Annotated in this window: 16 protein-coding genes; 11 read left to right on the plus strand and 5 right to left on the minus strand. The window is 59.8% G+C overall.

Annotated elements, in window-relative coordinates:
• Positions 1-4: 4 nt before the first annotated feature.
• Positions 5-802: an inositol monophosphatase family protein gene (locus ACY4LX_RS18585; RefSeq protein WP_463257381.1), complete on the plus strand. Its 798-nt coding sequence runs from the start codon at positions 5-7 to the stop codon at positions 800-802.
• A gap of 1,470 nt (positions 803-2,272) precedes the next feature.
• Here ACY4LX_RS18585 and ACY4LX_RS18590 read toward each other — a convergent pair.
• The gene (locus tag ACY4LX_RS18590) at positions 2,273-2,893 is read right to left on the minus strand and encodes a dTMP kinase (RefSeq protein ID WP_149660415.1); all 621 of its coding nucleotides are present in this window, start codon (positions 2,891-2,893) and stop codon (positions 2,273-2,275) included.
• A gap of 248 nt (positions 2,894-3,141) precedes the next feature.
• On the opposite strand from ACY4LX_RS18590, the gene potE reads away from it, so the two are divergent.
• From potE to ACY4LX_RS18605, 3 genes are all read left to right on the plus strand, one after another.
• Complete coding sequence (potE, locus tag ACY4LX_RS18595) at positions 3,142-4,551, plus strand: putrescine-ornithine antiporter (RefSeq protein WP_149660414.1); 1,410 nt, start codon at positions 3,142-3,144, stop codon at positions 4,549-4,551.
• Positions 4,548-6,833 (plus strand): Orn/Lys/Arg family decarboxylase, encoded by a 2,286-nt coding sequence (locus ACY4LX_RS18600; protein WP_463257382.1) that lies wholly within the window; start codon positions 4,548-4,550, stop codon positions 6,831-6,833. The genes potE and ACY4LX_RS18600 overlap by 4 nt, the downstream gene beginning before the upstream one ends.
• Positions 6,834-7,074: 241 nt before the next feature.
• A complete protein-coding gene (locus ACY4LX_RS18605; RefSeq protein ID WP_463257383.1) occupies positions 7,075-7,734 on the plus strand; it encodes an MliC family protein in 660 nt (219 codons plus the stop codon).
• Between the two features lies 1 nt (position 7,735).
• On the opposite strand, the gene ACY4LX_RS18610 is transcribed toward ACY4LX_RS18605, so the two are convergent.
• Complete coding sequence (locus tag ACY4LX_RS18610) at positions 7,736-8,641, minus strand: LysR family transcriptional regulator (RefSeq protein ID WP_463257384.1); 906 nt, start codon at positions 8,639-8,641, stop codon at positions 7,736-7,738.
• 117 nt (positions 8,642-8,758) lie between these two features.
• On the opposite strand from ACY4LX_RS18610, the gene ACY4LX_RS18615 reads away from it, so the two are divergent.
• Together ACY4LX_RS18615 and ACY4LX_RS18620 are read left to right on the plus strand one after the other, a co-directional pair.
• Positions 8,759-9,754 (plus strand): zinc-dependent alcohol dehydrogenase family protein, encoded by a 996-nt coding sequence (locus ACY4LX_RS18615; protein ID WP_463257385.1) that lies wholly within the window; start codon positions 8,759-8,761, stop codon positions 9,752-9,754.
• A gap of 25 nt (positions 9,755-9,779) precedes the next feature.
• On the plus strand, positions 9,780-10,340 hold the full coding sequence (locus tag ACY4LX_RS18620) for a chorismate mutase (protein WP_463257386.1): 561 nt from the start codon (positions 9,780-9,782) through the stop codon (positions 10,338-10,340).
• Between the two features lie 113 nt (positions 10,341-10,453).
• Here ACY4LX_RS18620 and ACY4LX_RS18625 read toward each other — a convergent pair whose 3' ends face one another.
• The 3 genes from ACY4LX_RS18625 to ACY4LX_RS18635 form a co-directional block, all read right to left on the minus strand.
• Entirely contained in the window at positions 10,454-11,596 is a 1,143-nt protein-coding gene (locus ACY4LX_RS18625) for a patatin-like phospholipase family protein (protein WP_463260620.1), read from the minus strand.
• A 174-nt stretch (positions 11,597-11,770) separates the two neighbouring features.
• Entirely contained in the window at positions 11,771-12,406 is a 636-nt protein-coding gene (locus tag ACY4LX_RS18630; protein WP_149660408.1) for a response regulator transcription factor, read from the minus strand.
• A 4-nt stretch (positions 12,407-12,410) separates the two neighbouring features.
• Entirely contained in the window at positions 12,411-13,859 is a 1,449-nt protein-coding gene (locus ACY4LX_RS18635; RefSeq protein ID WP_463257387.1) for a sensor histidine kinase, read from the minus strand.
• Between the two features lie 230 nt (positions 13,860-14,089).
• Between ACY4LX_RS18635 and ACY4LX_RS18640 the strand changes: the two genes are divergently transcribed.
• The 5 genes from ACY4LX_RS18640 (at position 14,090) to ACY4LX_RS18660 (ending at position 21,066) form a co-directional block, all read left to right on the plus strand.
• A complete protein-coding gene (locus tag ACY4LX_RS18640) occupies positions 14,090-15,712 on the plus strand; it encodes an acyl-CoA synthetase (RefSeq protein ID WP_149660406.1) in 1,623 nt (540 codons plus the stop codon).
• A 126-nt stretch (positions 15,713-15,838) separates the two neighbouring features.
• Positions 15,839-16,165 carry a DUF485 domain-containing protein gene (locus tag ACY4LX_RS18645; RefSeq protein ID WP_149660405.1) on the plus strand — a complete coding sequence of 109 codons (327 nt, stop codon included), beginning with the start codon at positions 15,839-15,841 and terminating at the stop codon, positions 16,163-16,165.
• The gene (locus tag ACY4LX_RS18650) at positions 16,165-17,835 is read left to right on the plus strand and encodes a cation acetate symporter (RefSeq protein ID WP_149660404.1); all 1,671 of its coding nucleotides are present in this window, start codon (positions 16,165-16,167) and stop codon (positions 17,833-17,835) included. Before ACY4LX_RS18645 ends, ACY4LX_RS18650 begins: the two co-directional genes overlap by 1 nt.
• A gap of 60 nt (positions 17,836-17,895) precedes the next feature.
• Positions 17,896-19,668 (plus strand): acyl-CoA dehydrogenase C-terminal domain-containing protein, encoded by a 1,773-nt coding sequence (locus ACY4LX_RS18655; RefSeq protein WP_463257388.1) that lies wholly within the window; start codon positions 17,896-17,898, stop codon positions 19,666-19,668.
• Between the two features lie 129 nt (positions 19,669-19,797).
• Entirely contained in the window at positions 19,798-21,066 is a 1,269-nt protein-coding gene (locus ACY4LX_RS18660) for an OprD family porin (RefSeq protein ID WP_149660402.1), read from the plus strand.
• Positions 21,067-21,225 lie beyond the last annotated feature (159 nt).

The following is a 21,225-nucleotide window of genomic DNA, read 5'->3' on the forward strand; positions in this document are numbered from 1 at the left end:
CAGCGTGGGTGTAGAGATAGTTATCCGCGCGGGGCAGCTACTCATTGCGGAATGGGCGAGGGTAAATAGACCACGAGGGAAGGGCGATAAGGCCATAGTAGACATAGAAATCGAACGCGTTCTGCGCCAGCAACTTCTAGGACTTTTTTCTTGTGACTTCTGGGGAGAGGAAACCGGACATAGCCTCACGGGACATTCCTGGTGTTGGGTCGTCGATCCTAACGACGGTACGAGTGATTTTCTTAAAGGTCTCAAAGGGTCTGCCATTTCAGTCGGCCTTCTGCATAAGCAAATTCCGGTATTGGGCGTGGTCTACACACCAGTCACTGTTGAGGGCTCGCCTGATTGCATCGCCTGGTCTGAGCGTCTACCCGATTTGTTACGCAATGGACAGCCAGTAGCAAGAAAGCTTACTGGACTGGCGTTGTCGAGCAGCTCCTACGTGATGGTGAGTGCCGCCGCGATCATCAAGCCAGAGATTATTCGTGAGCTCTGCACCCCCAGCAGTTTTGTTGCGATGCCCTCAATTGCCTATAGGCTTGCAAAAGTCGCCGCAGGAGATGGCGTCTGCGGAGTTTCTTTGTACGCGGTTTCTGCACATGACGTCGTTGCAGGACACGCGTTGTTGCGAGGTGCAGGTGGCATTTTGCTCAATGAAAATGGTGAGTCAATTTACTACGTAACAGAAGCAAACATGCAGACGGTCTCAAAACGCTGCTTCGGGGGATCAGAGATCGCGTGTCGGACATTGGTGGCTCGAGATTGGAATCGTATTTTCACAGCGGAGGAGAGCCAAGCTTAAACGCAATCATTTAATTTGGCGTTTATAATCAAGTCAAAACAATGTTGACGCCTAATATACGGGGACGGGGGATTATTGTTGCGAGATGGTCGCTCTTTTGAACACTGCTGTCGAATACGACCTAGACTACTATTAACTTAACTCAACTAAATAGATGTTTAGTTGAGTTGGTTGATGTTCTCCAAATAAAGACTGTTAAGGTACCTCTGGCGGTTGGTGGTGCATAGACTATCGTCAATAGCGCAAATCACTCGTCAGACATGACGTTTCATGACGTCCTGATGAGCTCCAACCTAATCTAAAAGGGAGCCAAATAATGGAAAAGCCTGTTAAAATTTGCACGTTTGAGCTCGACGTTATATTGGTAGACAAGGCGGGAAAACGCCTACCGAATCCGATGATTACGGTCGCTGTTGACAGTGAAACGCAAGTGATAACAGGGGTATACATTTCGACTGGCAAACCCCGGAGTACGGACAGCATTACGGAGCTTTGAATTCCCAGGCGCGCCAGGAGAATCAAGGGCTAACACGCAGGTTCAGTATTACTCTGTAAATTTGTTTTTTGACTTGTTAACCACCGTAGTTAACAAGTCAAAATTGTAGTTAACAACGGTATCGGGCTAGCATTTTCTGAGCTTTTTTATACAGCCAAATTCTGGCGAGCTTCCAGGGTATTTGGTGGGAGGAAAGCACCACAGGCTTCAATCGCAAGGTGGCACCGCCTAACCTGCAGCATCTGCATTTAAATCATACGGCGTTTGTCTTTACCACGCATAGCAGCCCTTCAAATCTGCGCACCAACTCCACGCTGAACGCTGCAGATTTCACACAGCGACGTGTTTTCGGATGGACTCGCCGCGTAAGTAATACCGTAAACGAGCGAGCTGGTCGCAAAAAAGCTCCTTCAATCAAACGAATAGGCGAATCCGCATACGATGCGCGATCACTCTCATCAAGGGCGCCATTTCTGGATCCGCTGCTCATGACGTAGAATCATGAACGATGACGGTCACAAAGGCCGCGCCAGAGCCTGTAGCGCGCTGATGATTGCTGGGCAAGTGATCTGCATGCATATCCGTGAACGTGAGGCGAAAGGCTCGATTTACACGATTACTTCCCATTTTTTTACACGTTACTTCTGAGAACTGCTGGCTTGATCTCCAGCACAAGTATTTCTGCGCAATATCCGCATTCTGTGTAGAAGGTTCAGGAACAAGAAAGGTCGCATGGGCCGCACGGAATGGGCTCTGAAGCCTGAAGAAGTAAAGTCTTTTCCTGGCAGCGAAGCAGCCAAGCAAAGGATTTAGTTCTCAAAATGAAAAGAGATTACTTCCGAGAGCTACACCAATCTCTGGGCACAACCAGGCCAATCCTGAAACATCTTGTTACGTGTAATGTATATTATGTTAAATGATGTGTCTGAACGGACCCTCTCGGTAACCGTGCCTTACATTTGAACAATTAAGCGCTATACGGTGAATCGAAGGACTTTGTAGATCTCGCAAACCACCTGCATCGTTGCGTCTTCGATCGTTCCTTCATTACGGCATAACACCCAGCCGTGATCGGCGATCGCTCGTTCGAACGCCTGGGTACAAGCGACATGATCCTCCAGCTTGTACATCACCGTACTGCTCAACCCACGCCGTCGTGCCGCAGCTCTCGCCCATGACAATTCAGGGTCGGTAACAACCCCGACATGCAGGTCTGGCACTTGCACGTTTCGATCAATGTTCAACTGCAGAATCTCTGCAAACGGGATCATTCGGCGAAACGCTGCATCAGACGGGTACCAGCGGTCGATCAGGATGAGGCTGTCGGGCGGCTGTTTAGTCAGCACGTGCTGCGAAATCCAGGCACGACTGTCAGCAAAGCGTTCACAAACCCTCAACTCCAAATCCCGGGTAGGATTTCTGACGAGTTTGTTCACGAGGGCCATAGTTTCACCCCTGTAGGGATCGCTTTTACTCTCGCAAAGCCGGATCACCTTTTTGTTGTCGGCCCTCAGTACTTTCGTAACGGCCTCCAACAGTGTGGTTTTACCGGCGCCCTTGGGGCCATCCAGAGAAACAAACAGCGGACGATTCATTCTTCACATAACGGTTGATATACGGTTTTTTAGCCCGGTTCGTTCCCTGGAACCGCTTGGCGCGACGACACGAAGAAGGACCGGATGAGCAGATGTCGACGAGCACTCTAACCCGGTTCCCGGCTAACGGGCTTCAAAATCCAGGTTTTCAGCCTTATTCATATCCGCTATTGAACCTCCGTCGCGTTGCACCCTCTGCATCCTTTGCTATATCTAAATTCCACAACGCAATCTAATGAGGCAACGGAATGTCAGTCGCGAAGAAAATGAGTGTGGGGCAACTGACGATGTTGACGGCCGTCAACATGTTGGGCTCGGGCATTGTGTTGTTACCCACCAAACTCGCCGAAGTCGGCGCCATTTCCATTCTTTCCTGGCTGATCACTGCAACTGGCTCACTGGCTCTGGCGTATGCCTTTGCCCGGTGCGGGATGCTCAGTCGCAAGACCGGCGGCATGGGTGGCTATGCCGAATATACGTTCGGCAAGGCCGGGAACTACCTGACCAACTACACCTACGGCGCGTCGCTGCTGATTGCCAATGTGGCGATCAGCATTACGGCGGTTGGCTACATCCAGGTGCTGTTCGACGTGAAGCTGGACTCGCTGCAAGTGGGTCTGGCGACCATTGCCTTGCTGTGGATCACCACCTTCGCCAACTTCGGTGGCGCGCGGATTACCGGGCGCATCGGTGCGGTGACGGTTTGGGGGGTTATTGCGCCAGTGGTGCTGGTGTCGACCATCGGCTGGTTCTGGTTCGACAGCAGCACGTACGCCGCTGGCTGGAACCCGCACAACAAGGGCTGGATGGAAGCTGCGGGCGCTTCCGTGGCGATCACCTTGTGGGCGTTCCTGGGGCTGGAATCGGCGTGCGCCAACACCGATGCCGTGGAGAACCCCGAGAAGAACGTGCCGATTGCGGTCCTAGGCGGCACCCTGGGGGCGGCGGTGATCTACATCGTTTCCACCAACGTCATTGCCGGCATCGTCTCCAACCCCGAGCTGGCCTCCTCCACCGCCCCGTTCGGGCTGGTGTTCGCCAAAATGTTCACGCCGCTGATCGGCGATATCGTGATGGCCGCGATGATTATGGCCTGCATCGGCTCGCTGCTCGGTTGGCAATTCACCATTGCACAGGTGTTCAAGAGCTCGGCGGACACCGGCTATTTCCTGCCGATATTCGCCAAGGCCAACAAGGCCGGCACGCCGATTGTCGGTATGCTGATCCTGCTCGCCGGGCAGACCGCGTTGGGCCTGCTCACCATCAGCCCGGACCTGAGCAAACAGTTCGACACCCTCGTCAACCTGGCGGTGGTGACCAACCTGGTGCCGTACATCCTGTCCATGGCCGCGCTGGCGACCATGCAGAAAGTGTCCAACGTGCCCGCTGGCAAGGCGCTGGTGACCAACATCATCGCCTGGGTCGCGGCGGCCTACAGCTACCTGGCGCTCTACAGTTCGGGCGAGCAGGCACTGATGCTCGGCGGCGTAGCGACGATCTTTGGTTACACGCTGTTCGGCTTCGTCAATAACCGCCTGATCCGCCTCGAAGCCCTCAATAACAGCGTGCCGACCCAAACCGTCAGCGCACAGCACATCACGGGCGAGCCGGTGCCGGTCAACCGCTTGCAATCCGCCACTTTGGAGCCTCAGTCATGACGCAATATCGACAAACCCTCGGGATGCTCACGCTGCTGGTGAGCAACCCGCCGGACAAACGCACCGTCTTCGGTCGCGCCCTGGATCAATTGATCCACGATGTGGAAGAACGCGCCGTCCACGTCATCGCCTCGGAAACCCTCAGCGATGCGACGTCGATCCTGTGCACCGATCCTGCCGTGCAATGCGTGTTGCTCAGCTGGGAAATGGACAAGAGCGAAAACCACGAAGAATGCATCAAATTGCTGGTCAGCCTGCGCGAACGCAATACCCGCGTGCCGGTGTTCCTGATCAGTGACCGCAGCACCGCGTCGAACATTCCGCTGGTGGTGATGCAGCACGCCGACGACTTTATCTGGCTGCCCGAGGACACCAGTCGTTTCCTCAGCGGGCGCATCCTCGCCGCCATCGAACGCTATCGCCAGGCCGCGCTGCCGCCGATGTTCGGCGCGCTGGTGAAGTTCGCCCGTACTTATGAATATTCCTGGCACACCCCCGGCCATGCCGGCGGCACCGCGTTTCTGAAAAGCACGGCGGGCCGGGCGTTTTATGAGTTCTTCGGGGAAAACCTCCTGCGTTCCGACCTGTCGATTTCAGTCGGTGAACTCGGTTCGCTGCTCGATCACAGCGGCCCGATCGGCCAGGGCGAACGCTACGCCGCCAAAGTCTTCGGCGCCCACCGCACCTATTACGTGACCAACGGTTCATCGACGTCCAACCGCGTCATCCTCATGGCCAGCGTCACACGTAATCAGATTGCCCTGTGCGATCGCAACTGCCACAAGTCCGCCGAACACGCGATGACCCTGTCCGGGGCGATCCCGACCTACCTGGTGCCGACCCGCAACCGCTTCGGCATCATCGGCCCGATCCTGCCGCAAACCCTGAGTGCCGAAGGCGTGAAAGCGGCCATCGCCAACAACCCGTTGGTCAGGGACGGCATCGACCCGACGCCGGTCCACGCGATCATCACCAACTCGACCTACGACGGCCTGACCTACAACGTCACCCGGGTTGAAGAGCTGTTGGGCCAGAGCGTGGATCGCCTGCATTTCGACGAGGCCTGGTACGGTTACGCGCGGTTCAATCCGTTGTATCGCGAGCGCTTCGCGATGCACGGCAGCCCGGACGATCACGACGCGTCCAAGCCCACCGTGTTCGCCACCCAATCGACCCACAAACTGCTGGCCGCCCTCTCCCAGGCCTCGATGATTCACGTGCGCAACGGTCGCAATCCCATCGACCACGGGCGTTTCAACGAGTCGTTCATGATGCACGCCTCCACCTCGCCCAACTACGCGATCATGGCCTCCTGTGATGTCAGCTCGGCGATGATGGAAGCCCCGAGTGGGCAGATCCTCACCACCGAGTCCATCGAAGAAGCCGTGTCGTTCCGCCAGGTCATCTCGCGCATGCACAACGAGATGCTGAGCAAGGACGACTGGTTCTTCACCTGCTGGCAGCCGCCGTCGGTACACGTTGGCGGCACGACCGTTCCATTCCATGAAGTCGATCCGGTGCTGCTGAAAACCGAGCCGAACTGCTGGGTCCTGCACCCGAACGAGGTGTGGCACGGTTTCGGTGACATCGAGGACGGCTACTGCATGCTGGACCCGATCAAGGTCTCGGTGCTCAGCCCCGGCATGGGCGACGACGGCAATTTGCTCGACTCGGGTATTCCGGCCTGTGTGCTCACGGCGTACCTCGGTCGCCAGGGCATCGTGGTCGAGAAAACCACCGATTTCACCATCCTGTTCCTGTTCTCCATCGGCATCACCAAAGGCAAGTGGGGCACCCTGGTCAACGCCCTCCTCGACTTCAAGCGCGACTATGACAACAACGTCGAGCTGGAGCTGTGCCTGCCGGACCTGCTGGCCGCCAACCAGACGCGATACGCCGGCATGGGCCTCAAGGACCTGGCCGACGACATCTTCGCCGCCATGAAGAAACACAAGACCACCGCCAACATGGCCCAGGCTTTCGGCATGCTGCCCAAAGCCGAATTCAGCCCGGTGCAAGCCTACGAGAAACTGGTGCGCAACGACATCGAACGGGTCACCCTGGAAGAAGCCGCCGGACGCATCGTCGCTACCGGCATCGTGCCGTATCCGCCAGGCATTCCATTGCTGATGCCAGGCGAAAACGCCGGGCCTGCGGACGGGCCGCTGCTGGCGTATCTCAAGGCGCTGGAAGCCTTCGACAAATCCTTCCCCGGGTTCACCCATGACACCCACGGGATCGAAAGCGAGGCCGGGGTTTATACCTTGCTGGTGCTGAAATGAGGTAGGCGGTTCGCCGGAACATAAAAACGCCCTGACGACCTGTCGGGGCGTTTTTGTATCTGCAAGAAGTGCGTGAGCGTGTGGCCCTGTTCGCCCCGGCTCGCTGGCTGCCGCCGGGCGGAGTGGCAAGTTCCAAGCGCTGACGTACACTGCGTACACCCACTGCGAACGAATGACGGTTCATGGATCGACAGGTCCCACGGCAATCCGGGCATCACGTAACGATCTGGGTGAAGCCAGCATGAAAACGCTCACGACCCTTTTCACCCGTCTGTTTGCTGCCAGTCTTTGGGTGGCGACCAGCACCTGTGCCCAGGCGGCCGACCCGCCACCCCCGCTCAAGACCACCTTCGACTGTGCCCAAGCCAAAGCCTCCCTCGAAAAGCTGATCTGCCGTGATCCACAACTGTTGCAGATGGACATGGAACTGACGCGTCTCTATCGCCTGGCGCTCACCGATGAACGTTCAGTACCGGCGCCGGACAAAATCATCGTCGACCAGAAATTCTGGGCTTTGGAACGCAATCAGTGCGCCACCGATCCAGAGCCCAAGGTATGCGCGATCCGCCGCTACGCCGAGCGCGCCCATCAGTTGCGCCAAGGCTCGGTGATAGTGCGGACCAAGGACCCGGACCGACTGACCGAAGGCCCGCAAACGATTCGATGTCCCGGACTTGATACGCCGATTGCCGCGACCTTTTTCAGCACCCAGCCGGCGGTGGTGTACCTGAAATGGGCGAACACCTCGGCCACCCTGAGCCAGGTGCCGAGTGATGCCGGCGCCCGGTACTCCGGCAAGGATCGCCAGGGGATTTACAGCTTCTGGCAAGACGGCAACACCGTCCTTTTCCAGAAGCCAGGCTCAGGGCAAATGAGTTGTACGGCCGAACCTGAGGGTTGATTCAACCCAGGCAAACGTCGTCATCCACCGCAAACGCATCACGCAAATAGTCGGTAAACGCCCGCACCCGCGCCGATTGGCGGCGATCCGGAGCAAACAGCGCATGGATCGGCAATGACGGCGGTGTGTAGCCGTCCAGCAACGCCACCACGCGCCCGGCCTGCAAGTCCTCACGAAACAACCACGAGGGCGACAGGGATACGCCCAAGCCACTCAGCACCATCTGCCGAATCGCTTCGCTGTTGTTGCTGCGCACATTGCCTTTGATCTGGACGCTGCGCCATTGGCCGTCGTGCTCGAAGCGCCAACTGTCGAAGTGCTCCAGTTGATTGAAGACCAGGCAATTGTGGTCGCTCAAATCATCCGGTGCCGCCGGCACGCCGTGCTGTTCAAGATAGCTGGGGGCGGCGAACACCCGGCGTCGCGTCAGACCAATGGGCCGGGCGATCAGGCTGCTGTCCTTCAACTCGCCAATGCGCACGGCGACATCAATCCCCTCGCTGATCAAATCAACGTTCTCGTCGCTCAATTGCAAATCGATCGACACGTCGGGGTGTTGCTGGAGAAAACCGTGCAGCCGAGGCGCGATCTGGATCCGTCCGAAACTGCCCGAAGAAGCGATGCGCAATGGCCCGGCCACCCGCTCCTGGCCGGTCTGGAAGCTGTGTTCGGCATTGTCCACCGCCGCCAGAATCTGCCGACAATGCTCGTAATAACGCTGACCTTCGTCCGTCAGACTGAGGTTGCGCGTGCTGCGGGCGAACAGCCGACCGCCCAGCCTGTTTTCCAGGGCGCCGATCTGCTTGCTGATGGTCGGCTGGCTGAGCCCGAGCTCCCGGGCCACGGCCGAGAAACTGCCCCGCTCCACCACCCGCAGGAAAACTGCCATCGCTTCCAATGTATCCATGACTGCCTACTTGGCGATGATTTGGAATGAATACTATAGGTATTTACGCTCTTATCGGAATCGCTCGACTGCGTGAGACTGTGCCCATCGCCCCAAAACAGTTCAACAGGAGTTCCCATGAGCCAGACCACCATGCACGCCGCCGTCGCCTTGAATGCCGGTGCCGCCCTGCAACTGCAGAACCTGCCACGGCCTGAAATCAAGACTGGCCAGGTGCTGATCAAGATCATCGCCAGTGGCGTGAACCCATTGGACACGAAGATCAGCAGCGGCCAGGGCGGTCATGCGCGGCAACCGTTGCCCGCGGTGTTGGGCATGGACCTGGCCGGGGTTGTCGAAGCGGTCGGTGTCGACGTTACGGCGTTCAATATCGGCGATCAGGTCTACGGCATGGCCGGTGGGATTGGCGGTCACCAGGGTTCGCTGGCGCAATTCATTGCCGTCGATGCCGATTTGCTGGCGCGTAAACCGCGAAACCTGAGCATGCGCGAAGCTGCCGCCCTCCCCTTGATTTTCATCACCGCCTGGGAAGGCTTGGTGGATCGGGCCAAGGTCCGGGCCGGGCAACAGGTGTTGGTGCAAGGTGGCGCCGGGGGTGTCGGGCATATGGCCGTTCAGATCGCCAGGGCTCGCGGGGCCGACGTGTTCGCCACCGGCAGTGGCAAGGGCCTGGCAATCATCGAGGGCTTCGGCGCCACGGCGATTGATTACCGCAGTCAGGCGCCGGCCGATTATCTTGAGCAACACACCAACGGCGAAGGGTTTGACATCGTGTATGACACGGTCGGCGGCGCGACACTGGACGCCTCGTTCGATGTCTTGAAGGTCTACACCGGCCACGTGGTGAGTTGCCTGGGCTGGGGCGAACACAAACTTGCGCCGCTGTCGTTCCGGGGCGCGACCTATTCCGGCGTTTTCACGTTGCTGCCGCTGATCACCGGAAAAGGCCGCAAGCACCACGGCGAGATCCTCGCTGAGGCCACGCGGATGGCTGAAGCCGGGCAACTGCGGGTGCTGCTGGACGACCTACGCTTTACCCTGGAAAACGTCAATGACGCTCACGCCATCGTTGCTGCGGGACAGGCAATCGGTAAAGTAGTGATCGACATCTGACCGATCCCTGCCTGGATACTCATGAATGAGCGTTAAACCGAAACTCCGCATCCTATGCTGCGCCGGCCTCAGCCTTATCGTCCTCGACGCCCAGGCCAGCGCGCCACCCGAAACCTTGCAACCGCTGTTGGTGACGTTGAACGAACGCCTGAACATCGCTGACCTGGTCGCCCTGACCAAATGGGACAGCGGCAAGCCGATACAGGACAGTCCACGGGAAGCTCAAGTCATCGCCAACGCCAGGCAATTGGCTACAGACCGCAAAATGGACCCCGAAGACGTCGGCCAGTTACTGGCAGCGCAGATGGAGGCCAACAAACTGGTGCAATACGGCCTGCTCGCCAAATGGCAAGCCACCGGCAAGGCACCGGACACCCCGCGCCCAGACCTCGCCAAACAAATCCGGCCACGCCTGGATGAGCTGCAAAACCGCCTATTGCAGCAATACGCCGACTTCACGCCGTATCGAAAGGATCCACAGTGCGCGGACTGGATCGCAAAGGCACGCGCCCACCTGGCCACCGATCAGTTGCATGAACTGGCATTGATCCGCGCCACGGGGGAGTTGTGTACCGGTAAACCGTAACGCGATCCGTAGCAGTTGGCGCTCGGCTTGTAGCAGCTGTCGAGCCCCAGCGAGGCGGCGTCTGGCGTTATAGCAGCTCTGCTACAACGCCAAACGCAGGCGACGCCACGCGCTCACGTACTCGGCGATTTATGCCACGGATAGCCTTTCGCGCTGAGTTCAAAGGCGTAATCGAATAACCGCTTCATGTACGCGCCATCGAATTTGCGACTACGAGCGCCATCAAAATCGGCGCCGATGTACGCCAGATTGAAGTCCGCGCCGTCCTGTTGGGCAATCCGGTAGATTCGATCGAGGTCGCTGATGCCCTGGGTCTGGATCAAGGTGCTGATGGCTCGGCCGCCGATACTCAAGGTACGACGCTTGGTGCCGGACCACTGCGGTTCCAGTTTGCCGTTGCGAATCACGTAGAAATGCCGCTCCCGGCGCAAACGCGCGCCGGTCACCTGGTTCAGCGCCATCACGGTGCCCGGTGGGTAAAGGAACACCTGGGTGAGGACGCCGCCGTCCACGTGCATTTCCTGAAACTGTTTGCCGTCGACTTCTACATCGATCATCACCGGTGAGACCGCGCCGGGAATGCTCATCGACGCCACCATGATGTTGCGAAACAGTTCGAGCGCTCCTGGTGCACCGCTGGCGGCAATCGCGCCCATGTTCCAGGTGACGGCCCGCCCTGAATCCAGGTCGGTGGTGCCGATCATCAGCAGTCGTCCCTTGGCGTATTGCCCGGCGATGGCCGCCAGCACTTCGGCGCTGACGTACTTGGCAATCAAGCGCGACAGTGGCTTGCTGTCGGCCATACCGTCGCTCGCCAGGCGGGTCAGCATGCTGCGCGAATGGAACACGTCTTTGGGACCGATGCCCTTGCAGATCCCCAGAATGATCCCGTCATACTCGGGCCCCAGGTAAGCAAACGGGGCCACCAGGGCGCCGGCGCTGATGCCAGTGACGACCTTGAACACCGGTCGGGAACCATGCAGGGTCCACCCGGCAATGATGCCAGCGGCGAAGGTGCCGGCGTCGCCACCACCCGAGACGGCCAGCATATCGGCCAGCGGCAGCCTGTCATCCGGTGCCTCGGTACTGGCGAACGCCTCGTACTCTCGATGGTTGGCCTCACTCGCATCCCGGATAAACGACGTCAGGTCCTGGTCCAGCCAGTAACGCGCATTGGGGATACCAGGGATGACCGCTTGTTCCGTTAGCGCTTGAGGCACCGCATCACGACGTTGCAGGCAGCCTTGGCGCAACATGTTCAGCGTTGAGGCGCTGGGCCTGGGTAGAAAGGGTTTCAACACGCCTCCTCCGGTCCCTGCCATCGACAGAGAACGTGCTCGACTATTCGGTGAAATGGCCTCGCCCATCATGCGCGCGCCCTGTAACCGTGACTACCCACTCAGGGACGCCCGGTCTGTCTTGCAATGGATTCAACGCAGCTTCAACGGATCGACCAATTGCGCCGCAATCGCCATTCCCACCAGGTCCGGCAAGGTATTGGCCTGCATCCGTTTCATCACCCGTGAGCGATACAAGTCGACGGTTTTCGCGCTGACGCCCAATTGCTCGGCGATTTCCTTGGTGGTGTAACCCTGCACCAGCGGCAGCAATACGTCGCGCTCCCGTGGGGTCAGGGTCAGCATGCGTGCCTGCAATTCTTCGTGGCCCACATTGCCCGAGCGATTGGCCGCGCAGTTGCTGAGGGCCTGTTGCACGCTGTCGAGCAGCAGCTGTTCGTTGTAGGGTTTTTCGATGAAGTCATGGGCGCCGGCCTTGAAGGCACGGACCACGATCGGCACGTCGGCGTGGCCGCTGACGAAGATGATCGGCAGGTTCAATTCGCGCAGGCGCATTTCTTCCTGAACGTTCAAACCGCCCATGCCCGGCATGCGCACATCGAGCAACACGCAGGCGTTGAGCCGTGCGTCGCAAGCCTCCAGAAATTCGACGCCGCTGGTAAACGGCAAGGCCTTGAGGCCCACCGACTCCAGCAGCCAAACCGTCGAATCGAGCATGCCTTGATCATCATCGACCACGTACACCACGTGCTCCGTCACACCTGCCATTGCGTCATTCCTGTTGTTGTTTTATGGGGCCGGCCAGTGGCAAACGGCAGTAAACCAGCAGCCCGATCGGTTGCCGCCGCGCCCGTAACTCGCCGCCGAAACCTTCGATGATGCTGCGGCTCATGGACAATCCCAGGCCCAGGCCATCCGGTTTGCTGGTGAAGAACGGGGTGAATATTTGCTCCAGTTCCGGTTCGCTGACGCCCGGCCCCTGGTCATGCACGCTGATCTCCACCGTGGCCGCACTGCCCTGCCCCGCAGCCATCACGATCAGCGACGGGCGGCCCGGATGTTGTTCGCGGTTGGCATCGATGGCGTTGCGCAACAGGTTGAGCAGTACTTGTTCCAGCAGCACCCGGTCGGCGTAAACGGGCGGCAGATTATCCGGCAGTCGATCCTCGATTGTCACTTGGCAATGGGTCGCTTCCCAGGCACACAAGCGCACCGCCTCACGGGCGACATCCACCATGTTCAGCGCCTGCATGCGCCGCTGGCCCTTGCGCAGGAAGCCGCGCAAACGCCGGATGACTTCCGAGGCATGGGTGGCGTGCAACGTGATGCGTTCCAGGCCCTGGGCCACCCGTTCCGCCGCCTGGGGATTGGTCGCCAACGCCTGCATATACCGCTGGCTGGCGTTGGCGTAATTGACCACCGCCGCCAGGGGCTGGTTGATTTCGTGGGCGATGCCCGAGGCCAGTTCCCCCAGCGTCACCAGGCGCGCGGTGTGGGCCAGTTCATCTTCCAGGCGTCGGCGGTTTTCTTCGCCCTGTACCCGCGCGGTGATGTCCCGGGACACGCACACCACTTCGACCACCGCCCCGGTGTAGGTCTCGCGAATCGCCCGGCTGGCGGTTTCGAACCACAGGTAATGCCCGTCACGATGGCGGATGCGATACGTCATGGTGTGATAACCGTTCTGCTCCAGGGCATCGCGCGCGGTTTGCACCAGATTCGCCAGGTCCTGGCCGTGGAACAGGCCTTGGGCCATTTGCCCGCGCAGCGCTTCGGGCCAATAGCCGAGCAAGGTCCAGGACGCTGGCGATGCATCCAGAAAGCGCCCGTCCGGGGTGTGCCGGGAAATCAGGTCGGTGGTGTTCTCGATGATCAGCCGGTACAGCCGCCGCGCCGTGGCCGCTTCACGCTCGGCCAGCACTTGGGCGGTGGCCACGAGGCAGCGGGCGAACACGCGGTTGTTGGGCGGATCGGGGATAAAGGTCCAGATCAGAATCTGCGTCTGAAACTGCGCCTCGACCCCTTCGATCGCCCGCTGCTGCGCCAGGCAGGCGCGCACCAGGTCGCGATGATTTTTCGGCAGAAACCCGAGCACGTAGCTGTGCGGATGCTGTGCGAGCAATGCCAGCAGCGCTGCATTCAACTCCAGCGGCTGACCCTGGCTATCGAGCAGCACGCTCGGCTGAGGGTCATGGCTCAATAAGAGGGCGTCAGGCGTCATCACCGGTCCACTGCGTAGGGAACGGCCAGAATATACCGGCCAGGAAGGAATCGCCGCATTCATTTAGCGCCCGAGGAATTATATATAGTATTTGTACTATACAACCTAGGTTGTACTTCCATATCGACGGTGGATTGTTATATAAAGCAGACCGGACATAAAAGTTGACCTCAGCGGCTACGCTGAACAGGTCAGCCATAGAGCTAACAATCAGCCACCGAGTACCCGTCATGTCGATCTTCGAACAAGGGCTTAGCCCTACGGCTGTCAATCATATCGCCTTGTCGCCGCTCAGCTTCCTCGAGCGCACCGCCCACGTTTACCCCGACTACCCCGCCGTTATTCACGGCTCGATCCGCCGCACCTGGGCGCAGACCTACACCCGCTGCCGACGCCTGGCTTCGGCGCTGGCCGGGCGTGGCATCGGCAAGGACGACACCGTCGCGGTCATGTTGCCCAACATCCCCGAAATGCTGGAAGTGCACTTCGGCGTGCCGATGATCGGCGCGGTGCTCAACCCGCTCAACGTACGCCTGGACGCCGAAGCCATCGCCTTCATGCTGCAACACGGCGAAGCCAAGGTGCTGATCACCGACCGCGAATTCCACAGCGTGATTCACGCGGCCATCGGCATGCTCGATCACCCGCCGCTGGTGATCGACGTCAATGACCCGGAATACGGCGAAGGCCAGGCTGTCAGCGACCTGGACTATGAAGCGCTGCTGGCCGAAGGCGATCCGGCGTTCGCCTGGCAATGGCCGGATGACGAGTGGCAAGCCATTTCGCTGAACTACACCTCCGGCACCACCGGTAATCCGAAAGGCGTGGTCTATCACCATCGCGGCGCCTACCTCAACGCCTTGGGCAACCAAATGACCTGGGCCATGGGCAACCACCCGGTGTACCTCTGGACCCTGCCGATGTTCCACTGCAACGGTTGGTGCTACCCGTGGACCATCACGGCGCTGGCCGGGGTGCATGTGTTTCTGCGCCGGGTCGATCCACAGAAAATCCTCACCCTGATCCGCGAGCACCAGGTGACTCACCTGTGCGGCGCGCCCATCGTGCTCAATGCGCTGGTCAACATGCCGGACTCGGCCAAAGCCGCCATCGATCACCCGGTCAACGCCATGGTCGCCGGTGCCGCGCCGCCGGCCAAAGTCATCGGCGCCGTGGAAGAGATGGGCATCAAGGTCACTCACGTTTATGGCCTGACCGAAACCTATGGCCCGGTGACGCTGTGTGCCTGGCATGCCGAGTGGGATGAACTGCCGCTGGATGAGCGCGCGCAGATCAAGTCCCGCCAAGGCGTGCGTTATCCGACGCTCGAAGGGGTGATGGTCGGCGACTCGACCACCCTGAAACCGACCCCGCGCGACGGCAAGACCATCGGCGAGATCTTCATGCGCGGCAACACCGTGATGAAGGGCTATCTGAAAAACCCGACCGCCACCGCCGAAGCGTTTGAAGGTGGCTGGTTCCACACCGGCGACCTGGCGGTGTGTCATCCCGATGGTTATGTCGAGATCAAGGACCGACTCAAAGACATCATCATTTCCGGCGGCGAGAACATTTCCACCATCGAACTCGAAGGCGTGCTTTACCGCCATCCGGGTGTGATGGAAGCCGCTGTCGTTGCCCGTCCCGACGAAAAATGGGGCGAAACCCCCTGCGCCTTTATCACCTTGAAGGCGGATCACCAGGACGTGCGCGAGGCGGACATCATCAGTTTCTGCCGCGAACACCTGGCCGGGTTCAAAGTGCCGCGCACGGTGATCTTCACCCTGTTGCCGAAGACGTCCACCGGCAAGATCCAGAAGTACGTACTGCGCGACAGGGCCCAGGCGCTCTAACCCTCCCACGCTGAACCCTTCAAGCGGCAGGTCGCGAACCTGCCGTTTCGGGCTCGTGCGCGCCGGATTCGGCGCAACGCGGCCCTGCCCCCACACACCGACAACAAAAACAATGTGGAGCTACCGATGATCGACATCCATTCAACCGACACCCAGCGTTGCGAACGGATTCGCGCGAATCCGAAATTCCTCCAACTGGTCAGCAGCCGCTCGCGCCTGGCCTGGACGTTGAGTGCCACAGTGCTGGGCACCTATTACCTGTTCATGCTAGTGGTGGCGTTTGCCCCGCAATGGCTGCATGCACCGCTCGGCGAGCACCGGATGTTGACCCTGGGCATGCCGGTGGGCGCGGCGATCATCATTTTTTCCTGGTTGCTGACGGGGTGGTACGTCTACCGCGCCAACACCCGGTTCGATGCGCTCGGCGCGGCGATTCTTGAGGAGAGCAAGTGATGAAGCGGCTCAGAAAGCTTTGCCTCGCGGGTGCAGCCCTGCTGTCGTCCGGCGTCGTACTCGCCGCGCCGCTGACCGGTGCAGTGGAGAAACAACCGCTCAATCTGAACGCGATCAGCATGTTCTTTGTGTTCGTGCTCGGCACCCTGTGCATCACCTGGTGGGCTGCGCGGCAAACCAAATCCACCTCGGATTTCTACACCGCGGGTGGCGGCATCACCGGGTTCCAGAATGGTTTGGCGATTGCCGGTGACTACATGTCCGCCGCCACGTTGCTCGGGCTGTCGAGCCTGGTGTTTGCCAAGGGTTACGACGGTTTCATCTACACCATCGGCTTCTTCGTCGGCTGGCCGATCATCACCTTCCTGATGGCCGAGCGCTTGCGCAATCTGGGGCGCTACACCTTCGCCGACATCGTGTCCTATCGACTGGACCAGAACAAAGTGCGGATCTTCGCCGCGTTCGGGTCGCTGACGGTGGTGTGCTGCTATTTGATCGTGCAGATGGTCGGTGCCGGGCAGTTGATCAAATTGTTGTTCGGCCTCGACTACCCGGTGGCGGTGGTGATCGTCGGTGCGCTGATGCTGGTGTACGTGATCTTCGGCGGCATGATCGCCACCACCTGGGTGCAGATCATCAAGGCTGTGTTGCTGCTCGCCGGTGGTACGACCCTGGCGGTCATGGCCATGTCGCAATTCGGTTTCAGCTACGAAACCCTCGCCGCCAAAGCGGTCCAGGCCCACGCCAGCGGCTGGAACATCATGGGGCCAGGCGCAATGCTCGCCGACCCGATCAACACCGCGTCCATGTCCCTCGGGCTGGTATTCGGGATTGCCGGGTTGCCGCACATCCTGATGCGCTTCTTCACCGTGCCGAACGCCAAGGAAGCGCGTAAATCGGTGTTCTACGCCACCGGTTTCATCGGTTTCTTCTTCCTCGTGGTCTGCACCTTGGGCTTCGCGGCGATGGTGATCATCGGCACCGATCCGCAGTACTACGTCAACGGTGAAGTCGGCGGTGCCTTGATCGGCGGCGGCAACATGGTTGCCATGCACCTGGCCAAAGCGGTGGGTGGGAACCTGTTCTTCGGTTTCCTCGCGGCGGTCGCGTTCGCCACCATTCTGGCGGTGGTCTCCGGACTGGCCCTGGCCGGTGCCTCGGCGATTTCCCACGACCTGTACGCCACGGTGTTCAAGAAAGGCAAGGCCAGCGAGAAACAGGAAATGCGCGTGACGCGCATGGCTACCGTCGGCCTGGGCATCGTCGCGATTTTGCTGGGCATTCTGTTCGAGAAGATGAACGTCGCGTTCCTGGTGGGCCTGACGTTCGGCATCGCCGCGTCGACCAACTTCCCGGTGCTGATCATGGCCATGTACTGGAAAGGCCTGACCACCAAAGGCGCGATCCTCGGCGGTTTCGCCGGGCTGATCTGTGCGCTGGTGCTGGTGATTCTGTCGCCGGCCGTGTGGGTCACCGTGCTCGGCCATGCCCACGCGATCTTCCCCTACGACCACCCGGCGCTGTTCTCGATGCCCCTGGCGTTCCTGGTGATTGTGGTCGTGTCGAAACTCGACCGCAGCGTGCGCGCCGACAAGGAACGTGATGCCTACGCCGACCAGTTCGTGCGCGCCCAGACCGGTCTCGGTGCCGCCAGCGCTTCCAGTCATTGATTGAAAAAGCACGGCCCGCCGTCGCGGCGCCGTGCCCACCGTCCCAACGAGGTTCACGCTATGCCCGAATTCAACGCTCCCCTGCGCGACATGCGCTTCGTGCTGCATGAAGTGTTCAACGCCCCGGCCCTGTGGGCGCGCCTGCCGGCCCTGGCGGACAATGTCGATGCCGACACCGCCGACGCGATTCTTGAAGAGGCGGCGAAAGTTACCTCGCACCTGATTGCACCCTTGAATCGCAGCGGCGACGAAGAAGGCGCGCATTGGGTCTATGGCCAGGTCACGACGCCGATCGGTTTCAAACAGGCTTACACCACTTACATCGAAGGCGGCTGGGTCGGTTTGTCCGGCAACGCCGAGTTCGGCGGCATGGGCATGCCGAAGATGCTCGCGGTGCAGTTCGAAGAAATGCTCTACGGCGCCAATTCCAGCTTTGCGCTGTATTCGGCATTGAGTTCCGGTGCCTGTCTGGCCATCGATGCCCACGCCAGCGAAGAACTGAAAAACCTCTACCTGCCGCCGATGTACGAAGGCCGCTGGGCCGGTTCCATGTGCCTGACCGAAGCCCACGCCGGCACGGACCTGGGGCTGATCCGCACCCGCGCCGAACCCCAGGCCGATGGCAGTTACCAGCTCAGCGGCAGCAAGATCTTCATCACCGGCGGCGATCAGGACCTGACCGAAAACATCATCCATCTGGTGCTGGCCAAACTGCCGGACGCGCCGGCCGGGCCTAAAGGGATCTCGCTGTTTGTGGTGCCCAAAGTGCTGGTCAATGCCGACGGTTCCCTCGGCCATGCCAACGCCGTGAGTTGCGGTTCGATCGAACACAAGATGGGCATCAAGGCCTCGGCCACCTGCGTGATGAACTTCGACGGTGCCAGCGGTTGGTTGGTGGGTGAAGCCAACAAAGGCTTGGCGGCGATGTTCACCATGATGAATTACGAGCGCCTGTCCATTGGTATTCAGGGCATCGGTTGCGCAGAGGCGTCCTATCAGAGCGCGGTGAAATATGCCCGCGAACGGGTCCAGAGCCGATCGCCGGTCGGTACCCTGGCGCCGAGCCAGATCGCCGACCCGATCATCGTCCACCCCGATGTGCGCCGCATGCTGCTGAGCATGAAAGCCATGACCGAAGGTGGCCGCGCGTTTGCCAGTTATGTCGGCCAGCAACTGGATTTGGCGAAGTTCTCCGACGACGCCCGGGAGCGCGACAACGCGCAAACCCTGGTGGCGCTGCTGACCCCGGTGGCCAAGGCATTTTTCACCGACACCGGCCTCGACAGCTGCATCCACGGCCAGCAAGTGTTCGGCGGTCACGGTTACATCCGCGAATGGGGCCAGGAGCAACTGGTGCGTGACGTGCGTATCGCGCAGATCTACGAAGGCACCAACGGCATCCAGGCGCTGGACTTGCTCGGACGCAAAGTGCTGGCCGACAGCGGCGTGGCGCTGCGCCAGTTCACCGGCGAGATCCGCCACTTCGCCCATCAGCCCGACGCGCCCTACTCCATTCAACTGTTCGATGCCGTGCAGCGCTTGGAAAATCTCAGCGACTGGCTGCAAGACCAGGCCGCGACCAACCGCAATGAAATCGGCGCCGCGTCGGTGGAATACCTGCACTTGTTCGGGTATGTCGCCTACGCCTGGCTGTGGGCGCGAATGGCCCAGGTCGCGAAGAAAAAGCGCAGTGACGATCCGGCGTTCTACGGCGCGAAAATCGCCACCGCCGATTTCTACATCGAGCGTTTGCTCCCGCGCATTTTGAGCCTGGAGCAATCCATTCGCGCCGGCAGTGGCTCGTTGTATGGCCTGAGCGCCGAACAGTTCTGACGATTGAACCGCACGCGGCGCCCCCGCTCCTCATTTTGGGCGTTCGCGTTTTTTACTGAACAAGCCCTCGCCCGTCTGGCGAGGGAGCATGGCCGACTATTCCAACAATAAAAATAAAGGGGCTTCACCATGGACCGTCACACCCGCACGCTCGCTACCCGACTGTTACTGGCCGGTGGCGTCATCAGCCTCTCGGCCCCCGCTGCCGCTGACTTTATCAAGGACAGCAAAGCCAGCCTGGAACTGCGCAACTTCTACTTCAACCGCGACTTTCGCCAGGACAACGCTGCGCAATCGAAACAAGAGGAATGGGCCCAGGGTTTTCTGCTGCGCTATGAGTCGGGCTTCACGGATGGGTTGGTCGGCTTCGGTGTCGATGCTATTGGCCTGCTCGGGGTCAAACTCGATTCCAGCCCGGATCGCGCCGGTTCCGGGTTGCTGCAACGCCATCGCACCACCAGCAAGGGTGCTCAGGACGAGTACGGCGACTTGGGCGTGACAGCGAAGGTGCGCGCCTCGAAAACGGTGCTGAAACTCGGCACTTTGCTGCCGAAGTTGCCGACGGTGTTGGCCAATGATTCGCGGCTGTTGCCACAGACGTTCGAGGGCGGTCAGTTGACCTCGCTGGAAGTCGAAGGCCTGACCGTGGACGGCGGACGCCTGAAACAAGTCAACCAGCGCGATTCCTCCGACTATGAAGACATGGGCATCACCCGGACCGGCGCCAAAGGCATCATCACGCCGCACACCACCAGCGACAGCTTCGACTTTGCCAGCCTCAACTACAAATGGACCGGCAACCTCGCCACGGGCTACAGCTATGGCCATCTCGACAACCTCTACAGCCAGCACATGGTCAACCTGACTTACGTGTTGCCGGTGACGGCGGGCCAGTCGTTCAAGAGTGATTTGCGCTTTGCCCGCTCCACCGACGATGGCGGCAGCAACGTCGACAACAAGGCGCTGGGGGCGATGTTCACCTACAGCCTCGGCGGGCATGCGCTGGGCCTGGGTTATCAGAGCATGAGCGGCGACACCGGGTTTGCCTACATCAATGGCACTGACGCGTTCCTGGTCAACTTCGTGCAGATCGGCGACTTCGCCAGCAAGGATGAAAAGTCCTGGCAGGCCCGTTACGACTACAACTTCGCAGCCATTGGCGTGCCGGGGCTGACCTTCATGACCCGTTATCTCACGGGCGACAATATCGATCTGGGCGGCAATCGCCCGGAGGGAAAGGAATGGGAGCGCGATACCGATATCGGTTATGTCGTGCAGAGTGGCCCACTGAAGAACGTTGGGGTGAAATGGCGCAATGCGACCGTGCGCTCGACGAATTTCGGCAGTGATCTGGATGAGAACCGGTTGATCGTCAGCTATAGCTTGCCGATCTGGTAAGCACCACATGATCGTTCCCACGCTCCTGCGTGGGAACGATCACCGAAGCTGAACCACCACATCACCTGTAGGAGCAAGGCTTGCCCGCGAAAGCGTCGGCACATCCAACATTGATAGTGACTGACGCAACGTCTTCGCGGGCAAGCCTCGCTCCTACAG

It is taken from the genome of Pseudomonas sp. Emmai (assembly GCF_055179735.1).

Bases quoted from the DNA above. Each gene is read 5' to 3' on its own strand.
- ACY4LX_RS18590 (WP_149660415.1), bottom strand. From the start codon at position 2,893: ATGAATCGTCCGCTGTTTGTTTCTCTGGATGGCCCCAAGGGCGCCGGT.
- potE (WP_149660414.1), top strand. From the start codon at position 3,142: ATGTCAGTCGCGAAGAAAATGAGTGTGGGGCAACTGACGATGTTGACG.
- ACY4LX_RS18600 (WP_463257382.1), top strand. From the start codon at position 4,548: ATGACGCAATATCGACAAACCCTCGGGATGCTCACGCTGCTGGTGAGC.
- ACY4LX_RS18605 (WP_463257383.1), top strand. From the start codon at position 7,075: ATGAAAACGCTCACGACCCTTTTCACCCGTCTGTTTGCTGCCAGTCTT.
- ACY4LX_RS18610 (WP_463257384.1), bottom strand. From the start codon at position 8,641: ATGGATACATTGGAAGCGATGGCAGTTTTCCTGCGGGTGGTGGAGCGG.
- ACY4LX_RS18615 (WP_463257385.1), top strand. From the start codon at position 8,759: ATGAGCCAGACCACCATGCACGCCGCCGTCGCCTTGAATGCCGGTGCC.
- ACY4LX_RS18620 (WP_463257386.1), top strand. From the start codon at position 9,780: ATGAGCGTTAAACCGAAACTCCGCATCCTATGCTGCGCCGGCCTCAGC.
- ACY4LX_RS18625 (WP_463260620.1), bottom strand. From the start codon at position 11,596: ATGTTGCGCCAAGGCTGCCTGCAACGTCGTGATGCGGTGCCTCAAGCG.
- ACY4LX_RS18630 (WP_149660408.1), bottom strand. From the start codon at position 12,406: ATGGCAGGTGTGACGGAGCACGTGGTGTACGTGGTCGATGATGATCAA.
- ACY4LX_RS18635 (WP_463257387.1), bottom strand. From the start codon at position 13,859: ATGACGCCTGACGCCCTCTTATTGAGCCATGACCCTCAGCCGAGCGTG.
- ACY4LX_RS18640 (WP_149660406.1), top strand. From the start codon at position 14,090: ATGTCGATCTTCGAACAAGGGCTTAGCCCTACGGCTGTCAATCATATC.
- ACY4LX_RS18645 (WP_149660405.1), top strand. From the start codon at position 15,839: ATGATCGACATCCATTCAACCGACACCCAGCGTTGCGAACGGATTCGC.
- ACY4LX_RS18650 (WP_149660404.1), top strand. From the start codon at position 16,165: ATGAAGCGGCTCAGAAAGCTTTGCCTCGCGGGTGCAGCCCTGCTGTCG.
- ACY4LX_RS18655 (WP_463257388.1), top strand. From the start codon at position 17,896: ATGCCCGAATTCAACGCTCCCCTGCGCGACATGCGCTTCGTGCTGCAT.
- ACY4LX_RS18660 (WP_149660402.1), top strand. From the start codon at position 19,798: ATGGACCGTCACACCCGCACGCTCGCTACCCGACTGTTACTGGCCGGT.